Below are 22,892 nucleotides of genomic sequence, written 5' to 3' on the forward strand. Positions count from 1 at the left end.
GTACCGCGTGTCCAAAGCAGGAGGCTTCCGTGACATCACACATTCTTGTCATCGATGACGATCCGGTGCAGCGCCGGTTGCTGACGAACATGATCGAGCGTCTCGGTCATGTCGCGCATCTCGCCGACAATGGCCGCAGTGGCCTGGAGCTGCTCGAGCGCAAGGGCGGCATCATCAACGTCATCCTTCTCGATCTGCTGATGCCCGAAATGAACGGCCACGGCTTTCTCGATGCGCTGGCGGAACGGGGCGTCGATACGCCCGTCATCGTGCAGACGGGGCAGGGCGGTATCGAAACCGTCGTCCATGCGATGCAGGCCGGTGCCTTCGACTTCCTGGTCAAGCCGGTTTCTCCGGAGCGGCTGTCGGTGGCGCTCGGCAACGCGCTGAAGATGGCGAGCCGCGACGGCAAGGTCAAAACCTCGCGCCGCCCGCGCGGCGGTGCCGTCGGTTTCGATGACGTCGTTTCGGCCAGCCCGGCGATGATCCGGGTGATCGATCTCGCTCGCCGGGCTGCGCAGTCCAACATTCCGATCGTGCTCGAGGGTGAATCCGGCGTCGGCAAGGAAATGGTGGCGCGGGCGATCCAGTCGGCCAGCGACCGTTCGGGCAAGCCGTTCATCACCGTCAACTGTGGCGCCATCCCGCACAATCTGGTCGAGAGCATTCTCTTCGGCCACGAGAAGGGCGCCTTTACCGGTGCCACCGAAAAGCACAGCGGCAAGTTCGTCGACGCCGACGGCGGCACCCTGTTCCTCGACGAGATCGGCGACCTGCCGCTCGAAGTGCAGGTGAAGCTGCTGCGTGCGGTCCAGCAGGGCGAGATCGAGACGATCGGCGCGCGCCATCCGCATCGGGTCAACGTGCGATTGATCTCGGCCACCAACAAGGACCTCATCAACGAGGTGCGCGAAGGCCGGTTCCGCGAGGATCTCTATTACCGCCTCAACGTCTTCCCGATCACCATTCCGGCGCTGCGCCGGCGCAAGGAGGACGTCCCGGTCCTGGTGCGCTCGTTCGTCGACCGGTTTGCGTCCGAGCAGAGGCTCAGCACGCCGCTCACCGTTTCGAGCGGTGCGATGGCGCTGCTCACCGCCTATGACTGGCCGGGCAACATCCGCCAGCTGGAGAACGCGATCTTTCGTGCGGTCGTTCTGGCCGACGGCAACGAGCTGACGGTCAAGGACTTCCCGCAGATCGCCACGCAGATCCCCGGCTACGTCGTTTCCGACCGCAGCGGTTTCTCCTGGGGCGATGCCGGCCCCGAGCGCACCGCCGCTGCCGATCCGGCCGCAAGCGTCTATCCCGATTTTGCCAGCACGGCGAAATCGATGGAGGCCGATGCCACGCATGATGGCCGTATGGAGAACGCAATTGCCAGCGTCGACGAGGGCGGAGACGTGCGCAAACTCGCCGAAGTCGAGGAGGAACTGATTCGTTTTGCGCTGAAATTCTATCGGGGCCAGATGAGCCAGGTGGCGCGCAAACTCGGCATTGGCCGGTCGACGCTCTACCGCAAACTCAAGGATTACGGCATAGATCCGGACAATCCCTTGCGCGAGGCGGCATAAAATCGACGCATTCACGCCTCACTAGCCGTGCGATTCCGTCACCGCCGTTTAGACCTTGTTAGTGAAGTGTTCACTATATTATAAGGGGCGGTGACGACTGTGGCATATATGCCATCCTGTCACCTTATTTGACAGTCATCTGAGACAGCGAAGCACGGTTGTCCGTCGGACGGGGATTGAATGCCAAATTTGTTCAGTTTTAAGAAGCCTCTCGGCTCCTTAGCTAGCAGACTCTGCTCGGCGATGACCCGTAAGGTGCCGCAGGTTCTGACATCCATCGCCCTTGCGGTGTCTCTGGTTACGCCTGGCATGGCACCTCCCGTCGAGGCCGCCGGCCAGACGCGTACGCTCAAGCTCTATTTCATCCACACGCAGGAAAAGGCGCAGATCACCTTCAAGCGCAACGGCCGCTATGACCCGAAGGGCCTGCAGCAGATCAACCGGTTCCTGCGCGACTGGCGTCGCAACGAGCCGACCAAGATGGATCCGCGCCTGCTCGACCTCGTGTGGGAAGTCTACACCAAGAGTGGCTCGCGCGATTATATCCACGTCGTTTCGGCCTATCGTTCGCCGGCCACCAACGGCATGCTGCGTTCGCGTTCCAAGGGCGTTGCCAAGAAGAGCCAGCACATGCTCGGCAAGGCGATGGACTTCTACATTCCCGACGTGAAGCTGAAGACGGTGCGCGAAATCGGCATGAAATTCCAGGTCGGTGGCGTCGGCTACTACCCGACCTCAGGCTCTCCGTTCGTTCACATGGATGTCGGCGGCGTTCGCGCCTGGCCGCGCATGACCCGCAACGAACTGGCCCGTCTCTTCCCCGACGGCAAGACCATGCACGTTCCGTCCGACGGCAAGCCGCTACCGGGCTATAACCAGGCTGTTGCCGACTACAAGCGTCGCGTCGGCGCCTCGGCGATCGAAGTTGCCGGTGGTGGTGCCAAGGGTGCGGGCGATGCCGAGGGCGGCAAGCGCCGCGGTAACCTGTTCGCCATGCTCTTTGGCGGTGGCGGCGACGAGGATGAAGAACCCTCGGCAATCGCGGCCGGCCCCGGCGATGAAGAAGCCGCTCCGGCAAAGGTCCAGACGGCGTCGGCTCCTGCCGCCCAGGAAGCACTTCCGGGTGTTGCCGGTTCGGTCGCAGCCGAGACCACCACAGCCGAGACCACCACAGCCGATCAGAACATCAATGCTCCGGTTCCGGCCGTTCGTCCGGCCTTCAAGGATGCGCCTGAAAATGGCGGCGTAGCCGTGGCCCTGGTCGCGCCGCAGAAGAACGCGGCCCAGGACGCGCTTGCTGCCGCCCTGCCGCAGACGCCGGAAATGCCGAGCGAATTTGCGGATCTGACCTCGGTCAAGGTGCCGGTCCCGCAGATGCTCGATCGGGGTGGCGTGAACGCTGCTGCCGGCGAGACGCTTGTGGCATCGGTCGATCCGCTGGCAACGGACATGCAGGCGCTTGGCTTCGTGCCGGTTCCGGCCATGCGCCCGGCGGGTGATGCGGCTCTTGCCGCTGTCGCGGATGCCAAGGTTGCCGTGCCTGCCTTTGCAGAGCGCCCGGTTCTGGCTTCGGCCGAGCCGCCGCGTGACACCACGGCTCAGGCATCGACACGCGTCGCGCTTGCCGCGCCGACACAGGCAGAGCGCGAGCCAGTCGCCCAGCCAGTCGAAATGGCCGCCTATGCGCCGCAGGCCTCGACGAATGGCCGCGCCAATGCCTTTGATGGCGCCTTCGACACCCAGGCCGAAGCCCCGGCAAAAGGTGGTCGTCCGAAGAAGCATGATGCCGACGCCGCGACCCGTTCGTCGGTTCGCACCGAGCCGAAGCTGACGCAGAAGATCATCTCCGAATGGGCCCTTTCTGCCGGCCGCGTCGCGACGCTTTCCAAGCCCGTGAAGGCACCGCGCTTCGTCAGCAAGACGCTGCGCACGGCCCCGACGACTGTTTATGCTGCGGGCTTCAACAGCACGGCCGGAACAACGGTCGATACGGCCCGCTTCAGCGGCAACGCCGTCAACTTCATGGAAGTGAAGAAGTTCAGCACCAACTGAGTTTCGAGCAAATAAGACTCAACACAAAAAAAGCCCGCCGGTGATACCGGCGGGCTTTTTGCTGTCTATGGCAGGAGAAATTATTCTTCTTCAGCCGCGGCCGGGATCATGCCGAGCGCCTGCAGGTAGGTGTCGAGGATCGCTTCCTGTTCCATGCGCTCATCGGCGTCCTGCTTGCGAATGGAGATGACCTTCCGCAGGATCTTGGCATCGAAGCCGGTGGACTTGGCTTCGCCGTAGACGTCCTTGATGTCGTCGGCGATGGTCTTCTTTTCTTCTTCCAGGCGCTCGATCCGTTCGATGAAAGCGCGGAGTTGGTCGCGTGCGACGCCGTGTGCATCTGACATGGTCTTCTCCTTTTGCGGGGAATGAAATTCTTGGGTGCCGTGACGTGCCGCGAACGGCGGCCAAGGTCAAGGGCCATTGCGCAACAACGCTGGCATTTCCGTGGCGGTGGCCCGGCGCAGAGGTTTATTCCTTGGGGCGGTTGGTTTCGAAGGCGGCTTTCTGCTCGCTCGAGGCTTCCCTCTGATGCAGCGCCCGCCATTCCTCATAGGGCATGCCGTAGACGATCTCGCGGGATTGCTCCTTGTCGAGTGTCATGCCGGCCTCGTTGGCCGCGTCCCGATACCAGTTGGACAGGCAGTTGCGGCAGAAGCCGGCAAGGTTCATCAGGTCGATGTTCTGCACGTCGCTGCGCTCGCGCAAGTGCGCGACCAGACGCCGGAAGGCGGCGGCCTCGAAGGCGGTCTGCTGGTCCGGGGTGAGCTCGGTCATGATCTTGTCTTTCCTGGTCTCAAATGTCGTAGGCGCCGGTGCGCGACGGGTGCTGCTCATAGCGATGCAGGTCGGGCCGGGTATTGAGATCAGCAAGGATCGGGGCGAGCCGATCGGCCCATGCGGCGACGCCCGCCTCGTCTGCGATCAGATCCTGTCGAACCTCGATCAGGGCATGGGGAATGCCCGGTGCCATGCAGTGCCGGAACATCGTATCCCCGCGCAGCGCCCCGTCATAGGGCTCGTTGTTGCCGACGACGATATCGCCCGATGCTTCGAGCTTTTCGATCAGCGGCAGCACCGCGCGCGGGTCGTTGTCCCAGAGCACGGCCGCGTGCCACGGACGGACGGCACCCTTCCAGGCGGGCGTAAAGGAATGGATGGAGATGACCAGCGGGGCGCTGCCCGTGGCCACGGCACTGCGCTCCAGTGTCTCGGCGACTGCGCGGTGATAGGGCCGATGGAAACGGTTCAGCCGGTTGTCCCATTCCTCCTCGCTGATCGGGTGGTTTCCCGGAATGATCGCGCCGTCGGAAATCTTCATGATCAGGGTCGGATCGTCCTCGCCGCGATTGGGGTCGATCAAAAGTCGCGAGAAGCACCCTAGAACTGCCGGTGCGTCGAGTGCGGCCGAGAGCCGGCGGACGAGATGTTCGACGCCGATGTCATAGGCGATGTGACGTTGAAACGCGGCTGCCGACAGGCCGAGGCTGCCATATTCTTCCGGCAGGCGGTTCATGGCGTGGTCGGCGAGTAGTACGAGGCCGGTTGTGGGGTTGGCTTCGATAATCTCATAGGGCGAATAGTGCTGCATGCCGTTCCAGTCTGCTTTTGGGGGGGGGTATGCTTTTGATTGCACGCGTCGGCGACATTCACAAGAAAAACGCAACTGTTTTGCGCAATCGACACCTAATTAGCCCGATGTAATCGATTAGAGTTACGTTGACTTTCCGGGCTGGTCGTCGCAAGAAAGGCCACGCAAATCAAAACGGAGTTCCATCGGAAACCGTGTCCAGATATCCATTTTCCAAAGCGAAGCCGGGGCTGTCGACATTGGGGGGGATCCTCCTGTTTTCCCTGGCTATTTCAGGCTCATTTCTATTTGCCGGTGAGGCTCGCGCCGATTTTCGCGTCTGCAATGGCACGCAAAATCTGGTCGGCGTGGCGATCGGTTACCGCGCCAAGGAAGGCTGGGTAACCGAGGGGTGGTGGCAGGTTCCCGCGACCACCTGTGCGACCCTGATCGAGGGCGAGCTCGAATCGCGATACTATTATCTCTACGCTGAAGACGCGGCCCGGGGTGGCCGTTGGACCGGCGACGTCAACATGTGCGTCGCCGAAAACGAATTCAAGGTTTCGGGCGTGCAGGACTGCTTTGCCCGCGGCTTCCAGCGGATGGGATTCAAGGAATATGACACGGGGCGACAAGGAAGCTGGATGGTTCAGCTCTCCGATACGCCCGGCACGCAGGAAAGCCAGAATTGATGAAGCGGAACAGAAAAGTCAAAATCCTCGCCACGCTCGGACCGGCGTCTGCCGACGAGCAGATGATCCAGAAGCTGCACGAGGCGGGGGCTGATCTGTTCCGTATCAACATGAGCCACGCAAGCCACGAAGTGATGCGCACGCTGGTGCAGCGCATCCGCGCGGTCGAAGCGCGCTGTGGCCGCCCGATCGGCATTCTCGGCGACCTGCAGGGTCCGAAGCTGCGCGTCGGCAAGTTTGCCGAAGGCAAGGTCGACCTCAAGGTCGGTCAGACCTTTACCCTCGACAACAAGGACGAGCCTGGCGACAGCACCCGTGTGTTTCTGCCCCATCCGGAAATCCTCGAAGCGGTCAAGCCTGGCCATCGCCTGCTGATCGATGACGGCAAATTGCACCTGCGCGCCGAAAAGACCGACGGCAAGAGCATCGTCACAACGGTTGTTGCCGGCACGAAGATTTCCGACCGCAAGGGCGTCAGCCTGCCCGACACGCTGCTGGCCGTCGGCGTCCTGACCGACAAGGACCGCTCGGACCTCGATGCGATTCTGGCAACCGGAGAGTTCGACTGGGTGGCGCTGTCCTTCGTCCAGCGTCCCGAGGACCTGGCCGAGGTTCGCAAGATCGCCCGCGGCCGCGTCGGTCTGATGTCCAAGATCGAGAAGCCGCAGGCGCTCGAGCGCATCGACGAGATCATCGAGCTCTCCGACGCGCTGATGGTTGCACGCGGCGACCTTGGCGTCGAAATGCCGCTCGAATCTGTGCCTGGCCTGCAGAAGCAGCTGACGCGCGCCTGTCGCCGCGCCGGCAAACCGGTGGTCGTGGCCACGCAGATGCTGGAATCGATGATCTCCGCGCCGGTGCCGACGCGCGCTGAAGTCTCCGACGTGGCGACTGCCGTCTTCGAAGGCGCCGACGCCATCATGCTGTCGGCTGAATCCGCCTCCGGCGAGTATCCGGTGGAAGCCGTCTCGACCATGGCGTCGATCGCCAGCAGCGTCGAGCGCGACCCGCACTATTCCAGCATCATCTACGCGCAGCGCACGCCGCCCGAGGCGACCGGTGCCGACGCGATTTCGCTGGCCGCCCACCAGATCGCCGAGACGCTGCGGTTGTCTGCAATCGTCTGCTACACCTCGTCCGGCACAACGGGCCTTCGCGCCGCGCGCGAGCGCCCGCAGGTTCCGATCATCGCGCTGTCGCCGATCGTCCAGACGGCTCGCCGGCTTTCGGTCGTCTGGGGCCTGCATTGCGTCGTCACCGAGGATGCGACCGATCTCGACGACATGGTCAACCGTGCCTGCCGCATCGTTGCTCATGAGGGTTTCGGCAAGCCCGGCGAACGGGTCATCATCTCGGCCGGTGTGCCGCTCGGCACCCCCGGCGCCACCAACATGCTGCGCATCGCCTATATCGGCTCGGACGGCCTGAGCGGTATCTGAGGCTCGCCGCTCGTTTCAGAATGCCAGGAGGCCATGGGAGCAGTGAACCTGCTCCCGTGGCCTCTGTCTTTCTATTGGGCCAGGCCGATCTGCTTCATGAAGCCCTGAGTGTCCCAAAAGAGGTATTCCTCATCCATCACGCCTTCCTTGGTCCAGTGACCTGTTCACAGAGCCGGGCCAACTCTTCTACGAACGTGCCCGGCAGATACTCGCCGACATCAGCGAGGCCGAGGCGCTGGTGGGCGAACACGTGACCGTGCCCACCGGGCTGCTGCGCATCAGCGCGCCGCTCTCCTATGGGATCGGGCCGCTCGCCCGCGTCTTGCCGGGCTTCCGGGCGAAGCATCCCGGCCTGCGTCTCGACATCGATTTGACCGACATGCTCGTCGATCTCGCCCACTCCGGTGTCGATGTCGCCTTGCGTATTGCCCGCGCGCCCAGCGCCAGCCTTATCGCGCGTGAAATCGCACCGGTGCGGATGATCGTTTGTGCTTCGCCAGATTACCTCGCGCGCCGCGGCACGCCGCAGCAACCGTCCGATCTCGGCGGCCATGAAACGTTTAGCTATTCCTATCTCTCGCTCGGGGATAGCTGGATGTTTTCCGATGTCGAGGGGCGCGAGACGCAGGTTCGGATTCATCCGGTCGTGCATGCCACCAATGGCGATCTGCTGCGCGCGCTGGCACTCGTCGGCGGCGGGGTCATCGTACAGCCGGACTTCATCGTCGGAGACGATATCGCCTCCGGTCGGTTGGTCCCCTTGCTGGAAAGCTGGCATATGAGCGCGTTCAACCTCTATGCCGTCTACCTCAGCCGACGTCACCTTTCGCCCAAGGTTCGCGTGTTCATCGATTATCTCGTCGAGACGCTGGGAAGGCCGACGGCTCAGGTCGGTTGAGATAAAACTTCCGCTCCTATCAATGCGCCTTGCCGTCGGTGAGCCTCTCTTCGGCGAGCTTCACCGCTGCGCGGAGATCGCCGGGTTTGCCCACCAGTTTCTCCACTGCGGCGACAATCACGTCGGTGACGACATAATCGGGCTTGTGGCCGAGGTTGCCGATCCACAGCAGTTCCGATCCGGCAATGTCGCGCGCCAGGCTGCGCGAGTGAATATCGGCCAGCACGATGTCGTCGCTGTCGCCGCTGACGATGATCGTTGGTGCGGCGATCTCCTGATATCGCGGCGCGACCTCGGTGACATAGGCATGCAGATTTGCGACATCGACGGCGTTGTTGCGGAAGGCCAGCGGCCGCAGCACGAGGTGCGGCGCGGTCTTGTCGATATAGTCGGCAGGCCGCGGATTGGGATGGAAGACCGAACGCGTGCCGCTTTCGATGCGTCTCAGTCCGACCGGTGCGGCAACCGTATGCGCGAACAGCCAGCCGACATAGGGCAGGGCCGTTAGCCGATAGTACCAGTCGATGCCGCCCGGCCAGGGATGGGTCGCGGGCGCCAGCAGGATGAGGCCCGCCGTCTTCGCCGGATGGCGAAGAGCGAAGCTCGCGGCGATCGCGCCACCGAAGGAATGGCCGACGATGATCGCCCGGGTTATGCTTCTCTTCTCCATCAGCTTTGCAATCGCATCCGCCTGGCCATCGGGGCGATCATTCGCCCGCCCGCCGCGCTCGGAGTATCCGTGGCCCGGCCGGTCGACGAAAAGCATCTCTGCGCGGCCTTCGAAGACAGGAGCAAAGGCATGCATCTGATCGAGCAGGTTGCCGCTCGCACCGTGGATGAAGACGAGAGGAGCTAGGTCGGCCCCGGCTGTCGCCTGCAGGTGGACGCTGTTCATGCGGAAGCCGCCGACGTCGATCAGTTCGCCTGTGTTCGGGAACCGCGCGCTGATGTTTTGTGCGCTACGCAGGCTGTAGGCAATACCTGCGAGGGTGAGGGCAACGATCAACACGACGGCTAGAACCATTGTCTCGGCGGCTCCTCTTACTCGGCAGTGTACACGAACATCCCAGGGATAGGGTCAATGGTCTTCTGCTATTGCAGAGCCATCGTGGCCAGATTTCGTTCAGCGCGCGCTGACGGGTCAGAATGAACTCAGGCAATGCAGTGACGCGGTCGCCCTTGCCGTAGCGGCGATCGTGTCGATCGACGATGTGCACGGGCGGAGCGCCGAACTGGTCGGCCGTAATATCGACGATGACGTTGCCGCACTCGACCCGGGCGTGGCTTTGCCAGCCGGCGTCGCCAAGGAAGCCGAAATCGCCCAATTCCGGCCCGGAAGATGACAGGCGGGGCGTGCCGCTTGCCCATGAAGCCTCGAAACCTTCAGCCGCCAGGGCACGCGACAGAAACAGACTTGTGCGCCCGCATGTCCATTGAGAGGGCGTGACCGGCGCATCGCCGTTCCAGGCGCTATGCCATTCCAGCCAGATCGGCTCCATGAACTGGCGCGCTGCCGTGGCAAGGTTGCGGATAGCGGCCAGTTCCGTGGGAGGCGTCATCGCGGGGCCTGCGCTTGCTTCGGCATCCGGCCGGTTTACGTCTTGCTGCCCGCGAGCTTTTCGGTCAGCTCGCCCAGTTGCTCCTGTGCCTTGCGATCGGCTGGATAGATTGCCAGGAACTGCTCCCAGGCCCTGAGCGCCAGCTCGTCCTTGCCGGCGGAGCCGAGGATTGCGGCCATGCCGGCGAGCGCGCCGAAATGCCGAGGCTCGAGCGACAGGACATGATTGATGTCCGACATCGACTTGCGATAGTTGCCCATCGTGTAGTGCAGGGTCGCGCGGCGGTTCCAGCCTTCGACGTAGCTCGGGGCCAGCGTGATCACCTGGTCGAGGATATCGAGGGCTGCCGCCGGCTTATTGTCGGTGATGGACTTGTCGGCCCACTGCATCAGCAGGTTGACCGTCGCGCTGCCGGAATCCTGCCATTCCAGGCGGATCTGGTTGGCGAGTTCGCGCGCCTTGTCGGCGTCCCGTTCCTTCTTGAGGTCGGAGAACAGGGCGTCGAGGCGTTGCTTTGGGGTGGTGAGGCTGGCGGCCTCGGTTTCCGGTGCCGTCTCTGCGGCGAAAGTCAGGGTGCCGGCTCCAACTGAGGCGGCGAGAAGGGCGGAACACGCCAGAATCAAGGGTACAAAAACTCGCATGGCGAGCATGTTAGCTCGCCACGGAATAAGATCAAAATCAATTTTGGGACATCGCCGAAGCGAGACGCCAAACAGAAACCAGTCTGGGCCTCAGCCCTGACGTGCCTTGAAGCGCGGGTTCTGCTTATTGATGATGTAGATACGGCCCTTGCGACGAACCAGACGGTTTTCGCGATGGCGGGTCTTCAGCGACTTGAGCGAATTCTTGATCTTCATTTTCCTGATCCGCAGGTTTCGGGGAAACAAAATTCGCCCGGTATTTCTAACAATCAAAAGCGCGCCATTCAGCGCGCTCCATAAGGTGGGATGGCAAATACCGTGTCACCCCTGTTGTGTCAACCGCAAGACACCGGATTTTGGCGCCTTGCCCCGCATTTCTGTGGCTTTGAGGCTCACGTCAAGCGGGTGAGGTGACCCATCTTGCGGCCCGGTCGCGCTTCCGTCTTGCCGTAGAGATGGACGAAAACGTTATCCTTGGCAAGCCAGGCCGGCACATCGTCGATGTCGTCGCCGATCAGGTTCTGCATCACGCAGTCGGAGTGGCGAACGGGATTGCCGAGCGGCAGGCCGGCCACGGCGCGAATGTGCTGCTCGAATTGCGAGACGATGCAGGCCGCCTCCGTCCAGTGGCCGGAATTATGCACGCGCGGCGCCATTTCATTGGCGACGAGGCTACCGTCGGCAAGCACGAAGAACTCCACGCCGATGACGCCGACATAGCCGAGCGCATCGAGGATCGCCTTGGCCGCAGTGCGCGCGGTCTCGGCGGTGGCAGGGCCAATGGCGGCGGGTACGGTGGAGGTATGCAGAATGCCGTTGCGGTGAACGTTCTCTGCCGGATCGAAGCAGGCGACGGCGCCATCAACCGAGCGGGCAGCAATGATGGAGATTTCCCGTTCGAACGGCACGAAGCTTTCGAGGATCAGCGGCACGGAGCCGAGCGCCGCGAAGGCGCCTTGCGGGTTGTCCTGCCCGGAGCGGAACACGCGTTGGCCCTTGCCGTCATAGCCGAGGCGGCGGGTCTTCAGGACGCCGGAACCGCCGAAATCGGCAAGTGCTGCTTCAAGATCGGCCTGGCTGTCGACGGCATGGAAACGGGCGGTGACGATGCCGCTGTCGTTGAGGAAGCGTTTTTCGACCAGGCGGTCCTGGGCGGCTTCCAGTGCCTTCGGCGGCGGGAAGACAGGTCGGGCACGGGCGAGCCTCTCGGCGGCCGCAACCGGCACATTCTCGAATTCGTAGGTGACGATGTCGCAGGCGGCCGCCAGCGCATCGAGCGCGCGCTCATCGTCATAGGCGGCAACGATCTGTTCGTTTGCCAGCTGCGCTGCCGGACAGTCGGACTGCGGCTCGAGGATGATGGTGCGGAAGTTCAGCCGTGCAGCAGACATGGCCAGCATGCGGCCGAGCTGGCCGCCGCCAATGATGCCAATGGTTGTCATGCGTCGTCCACCGGATACTCGGCGACGGCGACGGTCTGCTGTTCGCGCCAGTCGTCGAGACGGTCGGCAAGGTCGTTGTCGCTGAGCGCCAGTACGGCTGCGGCGAGTAGTGCCGCGTTGACCGCGCCGGCGCGTCCGATCGCCAGTGTTCCGACGGGAATGCCGGCCGGCATCTGGACGATCGACAGCAGGCTGTCCTGCCCGGACAGTGCCTTCGACTGCACCGGCACGCCGAACACCGGCAACGGCGTCATCGAGGCGCACATGCCCGGCAGATGGGCGGCACCGCCGGCACCGGCGATGATGACCTTGAAGCCTTCGTCGCGCGCGCCCTTGGCGAAGCTTACCAGCCGATCAGGTGTGCGGTGTGCAGAAACGATGCGAGCCTCATAGGCAATGTCGAGCGCGTCGAGCGTATCGGCGGCGTTCTTCATCGTCTCCCAGTCGGACTGGCTTCCCATGATGATGGCGACGGGTGGGGTCGTGGTGTCGAGCACGTCTTTAAAGTTCCGCTTCAGGCGATGATGTCGGGGATGATCTGGTCTTCGAGCTTGGTGATTTTGTCCTTGATGACCAGCTTCTTCTTCTTCATGCGCTGAATTCTCAGCGCATCGCAGCCGGTCTGAATCATGGCGTTGATCGCAGCATCATAATCTTCATGTTCCTGCCTCAGCCGCGCGGCGGTCAATCTGAGTTCGGCCTGGTCCTGGTCCGGCATGCAAAGCGATCCCCATCAGCCCGGTTGCGAAGTCCTCCTCGAACCGGAATTTCATGCGCCGCTCTATCACATCTTGGGCGGTAACGGGAAGTTATCCGTCGTCATCATTTCGCCTTCGACAAATGAAAAATGGCATGGCACAGTAGTAAGGTTACAACCATGGAACATCCGGCATTTACCTGCCGGATGCAAGCAAAAGGAAGGGACTGCCAATGACCATTGAGGCTCATCTTGCAACGCTTGAGAAAAAACATGGCGCACTGGAGCAGGAGCTCCATGCAGCAATGAACCAGCCGTCCATCGAGGACGAAATGATCAGCGACATCAAGCGAAGGAAGCTGCGCATCAGGGACGAAATCGAAAGGATTCGCTCCTCGACTCACTGATTATAAACGGTATTTCCCAGTAACAACGGGAGGTGTCCTCTCCGCGGAGACGACGCAACAAGGTTCACAACCAATCCCCTCAACGGAAGATACGGATCGCTCGACCGGGTTTGAGACCCGGTCGATTTGTGTCAGGCCGCGGTTACGCTTCCGTCCGGCTGTCAGGCCCAGAATTGATCCAACCATAGGTTGAGCCTGTCGAAGCCAGGGCGGTTGATCGCATATATCCGCCGCGTACCGTTGGCCGAAACCGAAACCAGATTGCAGTCGAGCAGGGCCTTCAGGTGCTGTGATACCGCGGGCCGGCTGATCGGCAATCCTTCGGCCAGTTCGTTGACCGTTTTCGGCGCGCGCCGCAGTTCCTCCAGCAGGTAACGCCGGTTGGGATCCGCGATGGCATCGAAAGGGTCCGCAATGGTCATGACCGGACGTTAAGCGAAATCACCGCGGGCGGCAAGAAATTTGTGCGCTGCGGCATTTTCGTTTTGCTTTGCAATATGATCGATCGCTTGAATGCAGTCAGGCGCCGGCCAGCAGGCTGTTGAGGCTGTCCCACAGCAGCTTCAGCCCGGCGATGAAAGCCATGCTATACATGAACGGATAGAAGATCTGCGGCTTCATGCGGCGAACGATGAAGGCACCGCAGACGGTGGCAACGATCGCCAGCGGAAACAGCGTCGCGGAGATCTTGAGATTGCTCATGTCGAGCTGGCCAAGCGCGAAATAGGGAATGAGCTTGACGGCATTGAGGATGGCGAAGAAGCGCACGATGGTGCCGGTGTATTCGCGCGGATCGAGCTGAAGCGGCAGGGCGTAGATCTGAAAAGGCGGGCCGCCGGCGTGGGCGACAAAGCTGCCATAGCCGGCAAACGAGCCCCAGAGTGTTGCGGGACCAGCCCGCTGCTGCTTGGGCGTGATCGTTATTCCGTTGCGCATGCGCCAGACATTGTAGACATAGCGCAGGACGAACAGCACGGTGATGAGGCCGATGATCAGGCGCAGATAGTCGCGCGAGACATAGGCCGACGTCGCCCAGCCGATGAGAATGCCGGCGATGGCGCCGGGCAGGAGCATGAACAGGGTTTTGCGATCGCCGTGCTTGCGCCACATCCAGAGCGAGACGAGGTCCATCGCGATCAGGATCGGTAAAAGCAGCGCGGCCGCCTGAACCGGCGAGACGGCCATCGACAGGATCGGCACGCCCATCAACGAAAGGGCCTCGCCCATGCCGCCCTTGCTGAGGCCAACGAGAAGAACCGCCGGGATGGCGATGAGATAGAAGTCCAGGTCGGGAAGCATCGGTGGCGGTTGATCCTTTTGACGTCTCCGTCTATCGGTTTTCCCAAACGAAATCGAGCGCTGGTTTCCGCCGACATGCGGGCACAGCTAGAAATGGATGTCATGAGCAACACAATAGAACGCTGCCGCCTGGTGCTGATTGCGCCGGATATCGCTGATCCGGCGGATCGCGCCAAGGTGCTTGCCGACGCCTTGAAGGGCGGCGACGTCGCTTCGGTGATCGTGCCGCAATATGGCCTCGATGACGCCGAGTTCCAGAAACACGCCGAGCGCCTCGTGCCGATCATCCAGGAGGCTGGAGCCGCTGCGCTGATCGAGGGCGATTCCCGGGTCGCCGGACGCGCCAGGGCCGATGGCCTGCATATTTCCGGCAATGCCGAAGCACTTGGCGAGGCGGTCGAGAAGCACACGCCGAAGCTTATCGTCGGCGGCGGCAATGCGGCCGATCGCCATCACGCGCTTCAAATCGGCGAAGTGCGTCCGGACTACGTGTTCTTCGGCAAGACGGATGGCGACATCAAGCCGGATGCGCATCCGAAGAACCTGGCGCTCGCCGAATGGTGGGCCTCGATGATCGAGATCCCCTGCATCGTCATGGGTGGCACGGATCCGCAGTCCGCATTGGCGGCGGCCGAGACCGGCGCCGAATTCGTGGCGCTTCGCCTGGCCGTCTTCGGCGAGCCCGAGCAGGCGCCGTCGGTGGTCGCCGCCGTCAACGCGCTTCTTGACGAAAAAGCGCCACGGTTTGAAGCTTAAGACGTGTCGATGTTGAACCGCCTGTCGTCAAAGCTCAGTTGGGGCGTTGCCCTCCTTGCCGCCACCGCTGCCGTGGCGACGCCGGTGCGCGCGCAGGAAAAGCCGGCTCCAGTGCCGGAGCTGGGCGTCAACGCCGATGATAGTGGCGCTGCAAAGCGCGGCCGCATCACCCCCTTCAATGGCGCGGCGCTGCCTGAAGAAGGCACTGGCAAGCCTGGGGCCAAGCCGGCTCATCCGGCGGACAAGAAGAAGGCTGGTGATGGCACGGTGCCTTCGCAGGGCGTCAATGTCTTTGACCGCATGGGCGCCGAACTGCCGGCACTACCTGCGGAAAAGCCATTCGCCGGCAAGGTCGACGACGCCTACGGCGCTTTCCAGCGCGGCTATTATCTGACGGCGATGGATCTCGCACTTCCGCGCGCGCAGCTCGGCGATCCTGCCGCGCAAACGCTTGTTGCCGAAATCCTGCAGCAGGGCCTCGGCGTGGTGCGCAATGCCAAGCAGGCGGCGTTCTGGTACGGACAGGCGGCTGAAAACGGCGACCCGGCCGCCATGTTCAAATACGCGCTGATCCTGATGGAGGGGCGCTACGTCAAGCGCGACCGCAAGAAGTCCGAAGAACTGATGAAGAAGGCGGCCGATCTCGGCAATGGGTCGGCCCAGTTCAACTATGGCCAGACGCTCGTGGCCGACAGCCCCGGACCGAAGGGTCTGAAGGCCGCTATGCCCTACTACGAAAAATCGGCCGAGCAGGGGATCGCCGACGCGCAATATGCGCTGTCGCAGATCTATCTCAACGTCGATGGCATTGACGAAGGCAAGCGGGCGCGGGCCAGGGAATGGCTGCTTCGGGCGGCCCATGCCGGCTACGATACGGCGCAGCTTGATATCGCCATCTGGATGATCGAAGGCATTGCCGGCGATCGCAACCTGGAGGACGGTTTCGGCTGGATGAAGCGGGCGGCGGAAGGCGGCAATGTCGTGGCGCAGAACCGGCTGTCGCATCTCTATGTCAACGCCATCGGCACCCGGCCCAATCCGGTCGAGGCGGCGAAGTGGTATGTGCTGTCGCGCCGGGCCGGCCTCAAGGACGATGCGCTGGAAGACTTCTACCTCGGTCTCAACGAGCAGCAGCAGAAGGCGGCACTCAGCGCAGCCAACAAGTTCCGCTCGAGCTGACCGGCATTCCACTGCATGTATCCTTAAATCCTATTCGATTTAAGGATAAAAACATGCAGCAAAAATCAAAGTGCTACAGCGACCTTTGCGCGTCTAATAAGACGCGCGCCGCTGTAGGCGCCTGAATCTCGGCTGTTCGGCCGAGCCAGGCGCTATTTCTCTTGAACTTCCGGGATTTTTGTGGTCTTGAAGCCCCGGTTTTTGCCCCTGGCGCCATGGTTTTCCGGCACGCCCCGGGCGGAGTGATCTTCACTCGGTTTTTTGACGATGGGACTCGATGACAGGCATTGCCCGATCGGCAGGTGCTATCCCCGTGTTCCGTCACACAGGTTCAATGTCCGATCGAGAAGGCTCGATCGGCCTTCGCTTCACAAGGATCGCCAGATGGCCCGTTCAGCTCTCCTCAATGTCATGGTCCAGGCCGCCTTCAAGGCCGGCAAGTCGCTGGCGCGCGATTTCGGTGAAGTCCAGAACCTGCAGGTCTCGCTCAAGGGACCGGGCGACTACGTGTCCCAGGCCGACCGCAAGGCCGAAAAGCTCATCCGCGAAGAACTGCTGAAGGCGCGTCCGACCTATGGCTTCCTCGGCGAGGAAGGCGAGGAGATCATCGGCACCGATGGCGCCCATCGCTGGATCGTCGATCCGCTCGACGGCACCACCAACTTTCTGCACGGCATTCCGCATTTTGCTGTCTCGATTGCGCTAGAGCGCCAGGGCGAGATCGTCGGCGCTGTCGTGTTCAACCCGGCAACCGACGAACTGTATACCGCCGAGCGTGGTGGCGGCGCCTTCCTCAATGACCGTCGCCTGCGCGTCGCTGCGCGCAAGGCCTTATCGGATGCAGTGATCGCCACCGGCACGCCGCATCTCGGTCGTGGCAATCACGGCAAATACCTGATCGAACTGCGCCACGTGATGGGCGAAGTCGCCGGCATCCGCCGCATGGGCTCGGCGGCACTCGATCTCGCCTATGTTGCAGCCGGCCGTTTCGACGGCTACTGGGAGCGCGACTTGGCCGCCTGGGACATTGCGGCCGGTGTGCTTCTGATCCGCGAAGCCGGTGGCTGGTCGACGGATATCGATGGCGGAGCCAAGCCGGTCGACGAGGGTTCGATCGTTTGCGGCAACGAATACATCACCAAGGCGCTGCGCGACGTCGTTCACCGTCCGATCCCGTCGAAATAATCGACGGCCCGTCCGTTTCCTGCTTGCCAAGCCTCCGGCGCTCCATGTGTCGGAGGCTTTTTGTTTTTTCCTTCAATTCGGCGCAAAGCTCCACTACAGCGCCACACGTTAAACAGGACGCGCGATGGATGCTGCAGCGCGTTAACTTGCTGCATAACTTTCTCTTAAATCGATTCCGATTTGAGGAATTATGCAGTAGGCTCCGACGCGTCGCGGCACCGTTCCGCCAAATGCAACCGGGAGAATGGTATACCCATGACGAAACTGCATCTGTCCGGGTGGGACGGTCGGGAAGGGGTGGAAGCAGACTACAATCCGCATAAGCTTTCGAGCCCCATGCATTTTTTCTGGACCATGGTGATTTTCCTGATCATCGTCGGTTTCGTCGGCGCGATCCTCTTTCGGCAGGCACACAATGCCTTCCTCGCCAATCCCGGCCTGAACGGCCTGATCCTCGGGGTGCTGCTGATCGGCATCCTGCTGGCGTTCAACCATGTGCTCGGGCTTCGTCCAGAGGTGCGCTGGTTCAATTCTTTCCGCGCCGCCGGCAGCGCCGACAAGGTCGGGCGGGATCCGGTCCTGCTGTCGCCGATGCGCGCGCTGATCGGTGGCCGCCAGACGGCGATCTCGACGACGGCGCTGCGGTCGATCCTGGATTCGATTGCAACACGGCTGGATGAATCGCGCGACACGACGCGGTATCTGACCGGTCTGCTCGTCTTCCTCGGCCTGCTCGGCACCTTCTGGGGTCTGCTCGGCACGATCGGCTCCATCAACACCGTCATCCAGTCGCTGGATGCCGGTTCCGGCAGCACCGAGGACGTGCTGGGCGCTCTCAAGAACGGCCTGTCGGCGCCGCTGACCGGCATGGGAACGGCGTTCTCGACGTCGCTCTTCGGCCTTTCCGGCTCGCTGATCCTCGGCTTTCTCGATCTGCAGGCGGGTCGGGCTCAGAACCGTTTCTATACCGAGCTTGAAAACTGGCTCTCCTCCGTCACCGATGTCGGATCGGAACTCTCGATTGCCGGCGACCTGTCGACCGGCGCGCCGGTCGAGGAGCTGAAGCGCCTGACGGACCAGCTCGTCCGCCTCAACCATGAAGGCGGTTCCAACCAGCGCACGACGGCGGCAATGGCGAGCCTGGCTGAAGGTATTCAGGGTCTGGTCAAGAACATGCGCGGCGAGCAGCAGATGCTGCGCGACTGGATCGAGGCGCAGCAGGAAGAGGCGAAGGCGATGCGCAAGACGCTGGACAAGCTCACGACGCGCATCGGCCACTCCGAGCGCATTTCAGTGAACAGCGAGAAGTCCGGATCGCAGGCCAAGCTCAGCCATGCGGACGATACCGGAGGGGAATGATCCATGGCGCTTGCCCGAAAAGGCCGTTCACAGCGCACGATCGACTATTGGCCCGGTTTCGTCGACGCATTGTCGACCCTGCTCCTGTCGATCATGTTCCTGCTCAGCGTCTTCGTGCTGGCGCAGTTCCTGCTCAGCCGCGAAATCAGCGGCAAGGACGAGGTTCTGACCCGGCTGAACAGCCAGATCAACGAGCTGACACAGCTGCTCGCGCTCGAAAAGAGCGGCAAGCAGGATCTGGAGGATTCACTCGCCAATCTCCAGGCCTCCCTCTCCCAGTCGGAAGGCGAGCGTTCTCGCCTGAAAGCCTTGCTCGACCAGGGCGCCGGCAGCACGGATGCCGCCAACGAGAAGCTTGGGCGTGTCGGTGCCGAGCTTGACGCCGAACGCCAGACCAGCGCCCGTGCCATGAGCCAGATCGAGCTTCTCAACCAGCAGATCGCGGCGCTGCGCAGCCAGATCGCGGCGATCGAAGAGGCATTGCAGGCGTCGGAAGCCAAGGACCAGTCTTCGCAGACGAAGATCGCCGATCTCGGTCGCCGGCTGAATGTCGCGCTGGCGCAGCGGGTGCAGGAACTAAACCGCTATCGTTCCGATTTCTTCGGACGGCTGCGCGAAATCCTGTCCGATCGCGAAAACATCCGCATCGTCGGCGACCGCTTCGTCTTCCAGTCGGAAGTGCTTTTCCCCTCCGGCGGCAACGAACTCAATCCTGAGGGCCAGACTGAAATGGCCAAGCTCGCCTCGGCGCTGCTCGACCTTGCCAAGGAAATTCCGGCGGAGATCAACTGGGTGCTGCGCGTCGACGGGCACACGGACAATGTACAGCTTTCAGGCACCGGCCGTTTTGCCGACAACTGGGAGCTTTCGTCCGCCCGTGCCACATCCGTCGTCAAGTTCCTGATCTCCAAGGGCGTGCCGGCCGACAGGCTGGTCGCCGCCGGTTTCGGCGAGTATCAGCCGATCGCCGAGGGCGAGAGCGTCGAAGCGCGGTCGCAGAACCGTCGTATCGAGCTGAAGCTGACCGAGAAATAGGCTCAAGGATAGCCCTCGGTCCGACGCCCTTGAATTGACCTTGACGTGCGCGTAACACTTGCATCCACAACATGCAGGGGGAAGCTTGCATCTTGGCGGATGCAGGGGAGGGCGCCGTTAATGGATTGCGATGTACTGGTCGTCGGTGCTGGGCTTGCCGGTCTTGTGGCCGCGTCTGAGGCAGCAGCGCTTGGCCGCAAGGTGATCGTTCTCGATCAGGAGGGGGAGCAGAACCTCGGCGGTCAGGCCTTCTGGTCGCTAGGCGGTCTCTTTTTCGTCGACAGTCCCGAGCAGCGGCGCATGGGTATCAAGGACAGTCGCCAGCTCGCCCGCCAGGACTGGATGGGCTCGTCGCAATTCGATCGTCCCGAGGACCACTGGCCGCGATTGTGGGCCGATGCCTATCTCGATTTCGCTGCCGGCGAGAAGCGCAGCTGGCTGCATTCGCTCGGCATGCGCTGGTTCCCCGTCGTCGGCTGGGCCGAGCGCGGTGGCGGCCTTGCGCATGGGCATGGCAATTCTGTTCCGCGCTTCCACGTCACCTGGGGCACCGGCCCGGCTGTTATCGAGCCGTTCGTGCGGCTGACGCGCGAGGCGGAAAGCCGCGGCCTCGTGCGTTTTCGCTTCCGCCACCGCGTCGACGAACTGGTGACGACGGATGGGGCGGTCACCGGCGCGCGCGGTTCGGTGCTCAAGGCCGATCCGGTCGGCCGCGGCCAGCGCAGCTCGCGTGATGTCGCCGGCGATTTCGAGATTTCGGCGGGCGCGGTGATCGTGACATCGGGCGGCATCGGCGGCAACCATGAGCTGGTACGGCGCAACTGGCCACGCAAGCGGCTGGGCCAGCCGCCGGCGACGATGGTCTGCGGCGTGCCGCATCATGTCGATGGCCGCATGCTGGAGATTGCCGGCCGCGCCCGCGGCTCGGTCATCAATTCCGATCGCATGTGGCACTACACCGAAGGCCTGAAGAATTTCGATCCGATCTGGCCGGATCACGGCATCCGCATCCTGCCCGGTCCGTCGTCCTTCTGGTGCGATGCTGACGGCAATCGCTTTTCAGCGCCAGCGATGCCCGGCTTCGATACGCTCGGCACCTTGCAGGCCATCCGCGAAAGCGGCCATGACTACAGCTGGTTCATCCTGACGCGGGCGATCATCAAGAAGGAATTTGCCCTATCCGGTTCCGAACAGAACCCTGATCTGACCGGCAAAAGCATCTCTCTCCTGCTCAAGCGGCTGGGCAAGAACCCGCCCGGACCGGTGCAGGCTTTCATGGACAGGGGAGAGGATTTCATCGTTCGCGATCGGCTCGACGATCTCGTGCCGGCGATGAATGCGCTGACGGCTGAGAACCGGCTGTCGGTCGATCACCTGCGCGAGCAGATCGAGGCGCGCGACCGCGAGATCACCAATCCCTTCTCGAAGGATGCGCAGGTGACGGCGATCCGCGGGGCACGGTCCTACCGCGGTGACCGGCTGCTGCGTACCGCCAAACCGCACCGCCTGCTCGACCCCAAGGCCGGGCCGCTGATTGCCGTCAGGCTGCATATCCTGACGCGCAAGACGCTCGGCGGCCTGCAGACCAACCTGGCCGGCCAGGTGCTGGAGCAGTCGGGCGAACCGGTGCCGGGCCTTTACGCTGCAGGTGAAGTCGCAGGCTTCGGCGGCGGCGGCATGCATGGCTACAACGCGCTGGAAGGCACGTTTCTCGGCGGCTGCATCTATTCCGGCCGTGTCGCCGGGAGGCATGCGGGTGCGGTCTAAGCGGGCTGAATCGGCTATCGTTGTCCGCGTGTCGGGCCCCTCACCCTAGCCCTCTCCCCGCAAGCGGGGAGAGGGGACGCATGCTGCAGTCGGCCCAGCGCTTGTTATGGCCAGAGCTTCCCGGAAAAGTGCGAAGCGGTTTCGGCCAGGGAATGCGAAATACATGAGCGTTTTGATGGCCCCGCCTAAGACGGAGACGCTCGAGATCGGCGAGCGCGTGCCACATATCCCTTCTCCCCGCAGGCGGGGAGAAGGCGGCGGCAGCCGGATAGGGGCCGATCCGGCAGATGGGGTCAAGTAACTCTGATCAATCCATCTGGATGTTGGCGTCGCGAACGACAGGCGTCCATTTTGCGAGCTCGGCCTTCACATGCGCGGCAAGCTCCTGCGGCGTAGAGCCGACGATGGTTGCGCTGAATTCCTTCATCCGCTCGACCACGGCCGGGTCCGCAAGCGCTTTGTTGGCGGCTTCGTTCAGGCGGGCGACAACCGGCTCGGGCGTGTTGGCCGGTGCAAACAGCGCGTTCCAGGTATAGGTTTCGTAGCCCGGAATGCCTGCCTCCGCGACCGTCGGAACGTCGGGGAAGGATGGCGCGCGTTCGGCGGTCGTTACCGCAAGCGCCCGCAAGGTGCCGGCCTTGATGTGGCTGGAGGAGGACGGCAGGTTGTCGAACATGATCGGCACCTGGTTGCCGATGACGTCGTTGAGCGCCGGTCCGGCGCCCTTGTAGGGGATATGCTGCATGTTGACGCCGGCCATCTTCTTGAAGAGCTCGCCGGAGAGGTGCAGCGGCGTGCCATTGCCGGAAGAAGCGTAGGCATATTCATCGGGCTTGGCCTTGAGCAGTGCCAGAAGCTCCTCGACGGTCTTGGCCGGCAGCTCCGGATTGACCACCAGCACGTTCGGAACGACGACCAGAAGCGAGATCGGAGCGAAGTCCTTTTCCGGGTCATAGGGCTTGGTCTTGAGGATCAGCGGGTTGAGGGCGTGCGTCGCCACCGTGCCCATGAGGATCGTATAGCCGTCCGGGTCGGCGCGCGCGACATTGTCGGCACCGAGGTTGCCACCGGCGCCGGCGACATTCTGGACGATGACCTGCTGGCCGAGATCCTCCGACATCTTCTGCGCCACGATCCGCGCGACCACGTCGGTCGAGCCGCCGGCGGCAAAGGGAACGACAAGGGTGATTGCGCGATCCGGAAAGTCCTGGGCATTCGCCTGGATGCCGGAGCCGAGAACGGTGAGTGCGGTGAAGCCGAGGGCAAGCGCCGCCCGGCGGGTCAACTTCGAAAATGTCATTAGGTTCCTCCCTGAACAATCCACATCGGTCGTGGCGGCCGAAA

General features: G+C 62.7%; 25 protein-coding genes. 12 read left to right on the forward strand and 13 right to left on the reverse strand.

The genetic code is table 11. From position 1 onward, the window contains the following. Positions 1-89: 89 nt before the first annotated feature. Together C6558_RS22725 and C6558_RS22730 are read left to right on the forward strand one after the other, a co-directional pair. Entirely contained in the window at positions 90-1,571 is a 1,482-nt protein-coding gene (locus C6558_RS22725; protein WP_234907910.1) for a sigma-54 dependent transcriptional regulator, read from the forward strand. 180 nt (positions 1,572-1,751) lie between these two features. Further along, on the forward strand, positions 1,752-3,623 hold the full coding sequence (locus C6558_RS22730; RefSeq protein WP_057205658.1) for a DUF882 domain-containing protein: 1,872 nt from the start codon (positions 1,752-1,754) through the stop codon (positions 3,621-3,623). Between the two features lie 80 nt (positions 3,624-3,703). On the opposite strand, the gene C6558_RS22735 is transcribed toward C6558_RS22730, so the two are convergent. From C6558_RS22735 to C6558_RS22745, 3 genes are all read right to left on the reverse strand, one after another. After that, positions 3,704-3,970 (reverse strand): DUF2312 domain-containing protein, encoded by a 267-nt coding sequence (locus C6558_RS22735; RefSeq protein WP_025424796.1) that lies wholly within the window; start codon positions 3,968-3,970, stop codon positions 3,704-3,706. 124 nt (positions 3,971-4,094) lie between these two features. After that, positions 4,095-4,400, reverse strand: coding sequence for a DUF1244 domain-containing protein (locus C6558_RS22740; RefSeq protein WP_057217936.1), 306 nt, complete (start codon positions 4,398-4,400; stop codon positions 4,095-4,097). Between the two features lie 19 nt (positions 4,401-4,419). Continuing rightward, positions 4,420-5,214 (reverse strand): N-formylglutamate amidohydrolase, encoded by a 795-nt coding sequence (locus tag C6558_RS22745; protein ID WP_107027705.1) that lies wholly within the window; start codon positions 5,212-5,214, stop codon positions 4,420-4,422. A gap of 194 nt (positions 5,215-5,408) precedes the next feature. Between C6558_RS22745 and C6558_RS22750 the strand changes: the two genes are divergently transcribed. The 3 genes from C6558_RS22750 to C6558_RS22765 all read left to right on the forward strand — a co-directional run bounded on the left by C6558_RS22750 (position 5,409) and on the right by C6558_RS22765 (position 8,222). Further along, a complete protein-coding gene (locus tag C6558_RS22750; protein ID WP_025424793.1) occupies positions 5,409-5,885 on the forward strand; it encodes a DUF1036 domain-containing protein in 477 nt (158 codons plus the stop codon). Beyond that, positions 5,885-7,324: a pyruvate kinase gene (pyk, locus tag C6558_RS22755; RefSeq protein ID WP_057217934.1), complete on the forward strand. Its 1,440-nt coding sequence runs from the start codon at positions 5,885-5,887 to the stop codon at positions 7,322-7,324. Before C6558_RS22750 ends, pyk begins: the two co-directional genes overlap by 1 nt. A 238-nt stretch (positions 7,325-7,562) precedes the next feature. Continuing rightward, positions 7,563-8,222: a substrate binding domain-containing protein gene (locus C6558_RS22765; RefSeq protein WP_057217933.1), complete on the forward strand. Its 660-nt coding sequence runs from the start codon at positions 7,563-7,565 to the stop codon at positions 8,220-8,222. A 19-nt stretch (positions 8,223-8,241) separates the two neighbouring features. Here C6558_RS22765 and C6558_RS22770 read toward each other — a convergent pair whose 3' ends face one another. From C6558_RS22770 to C6558_RS22795, 7 genes are all read right to left on the reverse strand, one after another. Further along, positions 8,242-9,246: an alpha/beta fold hydrolase gene (locus C6558_RS22770; RefSeq protein WP_057217932.1), complete on the reverse strand. Its 1,005-nt coding sequence runs from the start codon at positions 9,244-9,246 to the stop codon at positions 8,242-8,244. Further along, positions 9,182-9,781 carry a hypothetical protein gene (locus tag C6558_RS39985; protein WP_156408100.1) on the reverse strand — a complete coding sequence of 200 codons (600 nt, stop codon included), beginning with the start codon at positions 9,779-9,781 and terminating at the stop codon, positions 9,182-9,184. Before C6558_RS39985 ends, C6558_RS22770 begins: the two co-directional genes overlap by 65 nt. Before the next feature lie 35 nt (positions 9,782-9,816). Continuing rightward, the gene (locus C6558_RS22775) at positions 9,817-10,431 is read right to left on the reverse strand and encodes a hypothetical protein (RefSeq protein ID WP_025424788.1); all 615 of its coding nucleotides are present in this window, start codon (positions 10,429-10,431) and stop codon (positions 9,817-9,819) included. 81 nt (positions 10,432-10,512) lie between these two features. After that, positions 10,513-10,638, reverse strand: coding sequence for a type B 50S ribosomal protein L36 (gene ykgO, locus C6558_RS22780; RefSeq protein WP_025424787.1), 126 nt, complete (start codon positions 10,636-10,638; stop codon positions 10,513-10,515). Between the two features lie 176 nt (positions 10,639-10,814). Continuing rightward, the gene (locus C6558_RS22785) at positions 10,815-11,864 is read right to left on the reverse strand and encodes a 5-(carboxyamino)imidazole ribonucleotide synthase (RefSeq protein WP_057217931.1); all 1,050 of its coding nucleotides are present in this window, start codon (positions 11,862-11,864) and stop codon (positions 10,815-10,817) included. Next, positions 11,861-12,325, reverse strand: coding sequence for a 5-(carboxyamino)imidazole ribonucleotide mutase (gene purE, locus C6558_RS22790; RefSeq protein ID WP_038576471.1), 465 nt, complete (start codon positions 12,323-12,325; stop codon positions 11,861-11,863). The genes C6558_RS22785 and purE overlap by 4 nt, the downstream gene beginning before the upstream one ends. A gap of 53 nt (positions 12,326-12,378) precedes the next feature. Continuing rightward, on the reverse strand, positions 12,379-12,582 hold the full coding sequence (locus tag C6558_RS22795) for a YdcH family protein (protein WP_025424784.1): 204 nt from the start codon (positions 12,580-12,582) through the stop codon (positions 12,379-12,381). A 212-nt stretch (positions 12,583-12,794) separates the two neighbouring features. Here C6558_RS22795 and C6558_RS22800 point away from each other — a divergent pair, with 212 nt between their 5' ends. Beyond that, positions 12,795-12,968 (forward strand): YdcH family protein, encoded by a 174-nt coding sequence (locus C6558_RS22800; RefSeq protein ID WP_082557445.1) that lies wholly within the window; start codon positions 12,795-12,797, stop codon positions 12,966-12,968. A gap of 161 nt (positions 12,969-13,129) precedes the next feature. Here the strand turns inward: C6558_RS22800 and C6558_RS22805 are convergent, their stop codons facing one another. After that, positions 13,130-13,390, reverse strand: a complete 261-nt coding sequence (locus C6558_RS22805; RefSeq protein WP_025424783.1) for a helix-turn-helix transcriptional regulator — start codon at positions 13,388-13,390, stop codon at positions 13,130-13,132. Between the two features lie 97 nt (positions 13,391-13,487). Continuing rightward, positions 13,488-14,267 (reverse strand): sulfite exporter TauE/SafE family protein, encoded by a 780-nt coding sequence (locus C6558_RS22810; RefSeq protein ID WP_057217929.1) that lies wholly within the window; start codon positions 14,265-14,267, stop codon positions 13,488-13,490. 102 nt (positions 14,268-14,369) lie between these two features. On the opposite strand from C6558_RS22810, the gene C6558_RS22815 reads away from it, so the two are divergent. The 6 genes from C6558_RS22815 to C6558_RS22840 all read left to right on the forward strand — a co-directional run bounded on the left by C6558_RS22815 (position 14,370) and on the right by C6558_RS22840 (position 21,548). Beyond that, positions 14,370-15,023 carry a thiamine phosphate synthase gene (locus C6558_RS22815; RefSeq protein ID WP_057217986.1) on the forward strand — a complete coding sequence of 218 codons (654 nt, stop codon included), beginning with the start codon at positions 14,370-14,372 and terminating at the stop codon, positions 15,021-15,023. Positions 15,024-15,032: 9 nt separating this feature from the next. Further along, entirely contained in the window at positions 15,033-16,202 is a 1,170-nt protein-coding gene (locus C6558_RS22820) for a tetratricopeptide repeat protein (protein WP_057217928.1), read from the forward strand. Positions 16,203-16,586: 384 nt separating this feature from the next. After that, positions 16,587-17,387 carry an inositol monophosphatase family protein gene (locus tag C6558_RS22825; RefSeq protein ID WP_057217926.1) on the forward strand — a complete coding sequence of 267 codons (801 nt, stop codon included), beginning with the start codon at positions 16,587-16,589 and terminating at the stop codon, positions 17,385-17,387. Positions 17,388-17,642: 255 nt separating this feature from the next. Next, complete coding sequence (locus C6558_RS22830) at positions 17,643-18,746, forward strand: MotA/TolQ/ExbB proton channel family protein (protein ID WP_025424778.1); 1,104 nt, start codon at positions 17,643-17,645, stop codon at positions 18,744-18,746. A 3-nt stretch (positions 18,747-18,749) separates the two neighbouring features. Beyond that, a complete protein-coding gene (locus tag C6558_RS22835; RefSeq protein ID WP_057205664.1) occupies positions 18,750-19,781 on the forward strand; it encodes a peptidoglycan -binding protein in 1,032 nt (343 codons plus the stop codon). Between the two features lie 120 nt (positions 19,782-19,901). Then, positions 19,902-21,548 (forward strand): FAD-binding dehydrogenase, encoded by a 1,647-nt coding sequence (locus C6558_RS22840; protein WP_057205666.1) that lies wholly within the window; start codon positions 19,902-19,904, stop codon positions 21,546-21,548. Between the two features lie 307 nt (positions 21,549-21,855). On the opposite strand, the gene C6558_RS22845 is transcribed toward C6558_RS22840, so the two are convergent. Beyond that, positions 21,856-22,848: a tripartite tricarboxylate transporter substrate binding protein gene (locus tag C6558_RS22845; protein ID WP_025424775.1), complete on the reverse strand. Its 993-nt coding sequence runs from the start codon at positions 22,846-22,848 to the stop codon at positions 21,856-21,858. Between the last annotated feature and the right edge of the window lie 44 nt (positions 22,849-22,892).

Source organism: Ensifer sp. NM-2 (assembly GCF_003024455.1).
Classification (GTDB): domain Bacteria; phylum Pseudomonadota; class Alphaproteobacteria; order Rhizobiales; family Rhizobiaceae; genus Ensifer; species Ensifer canadensis.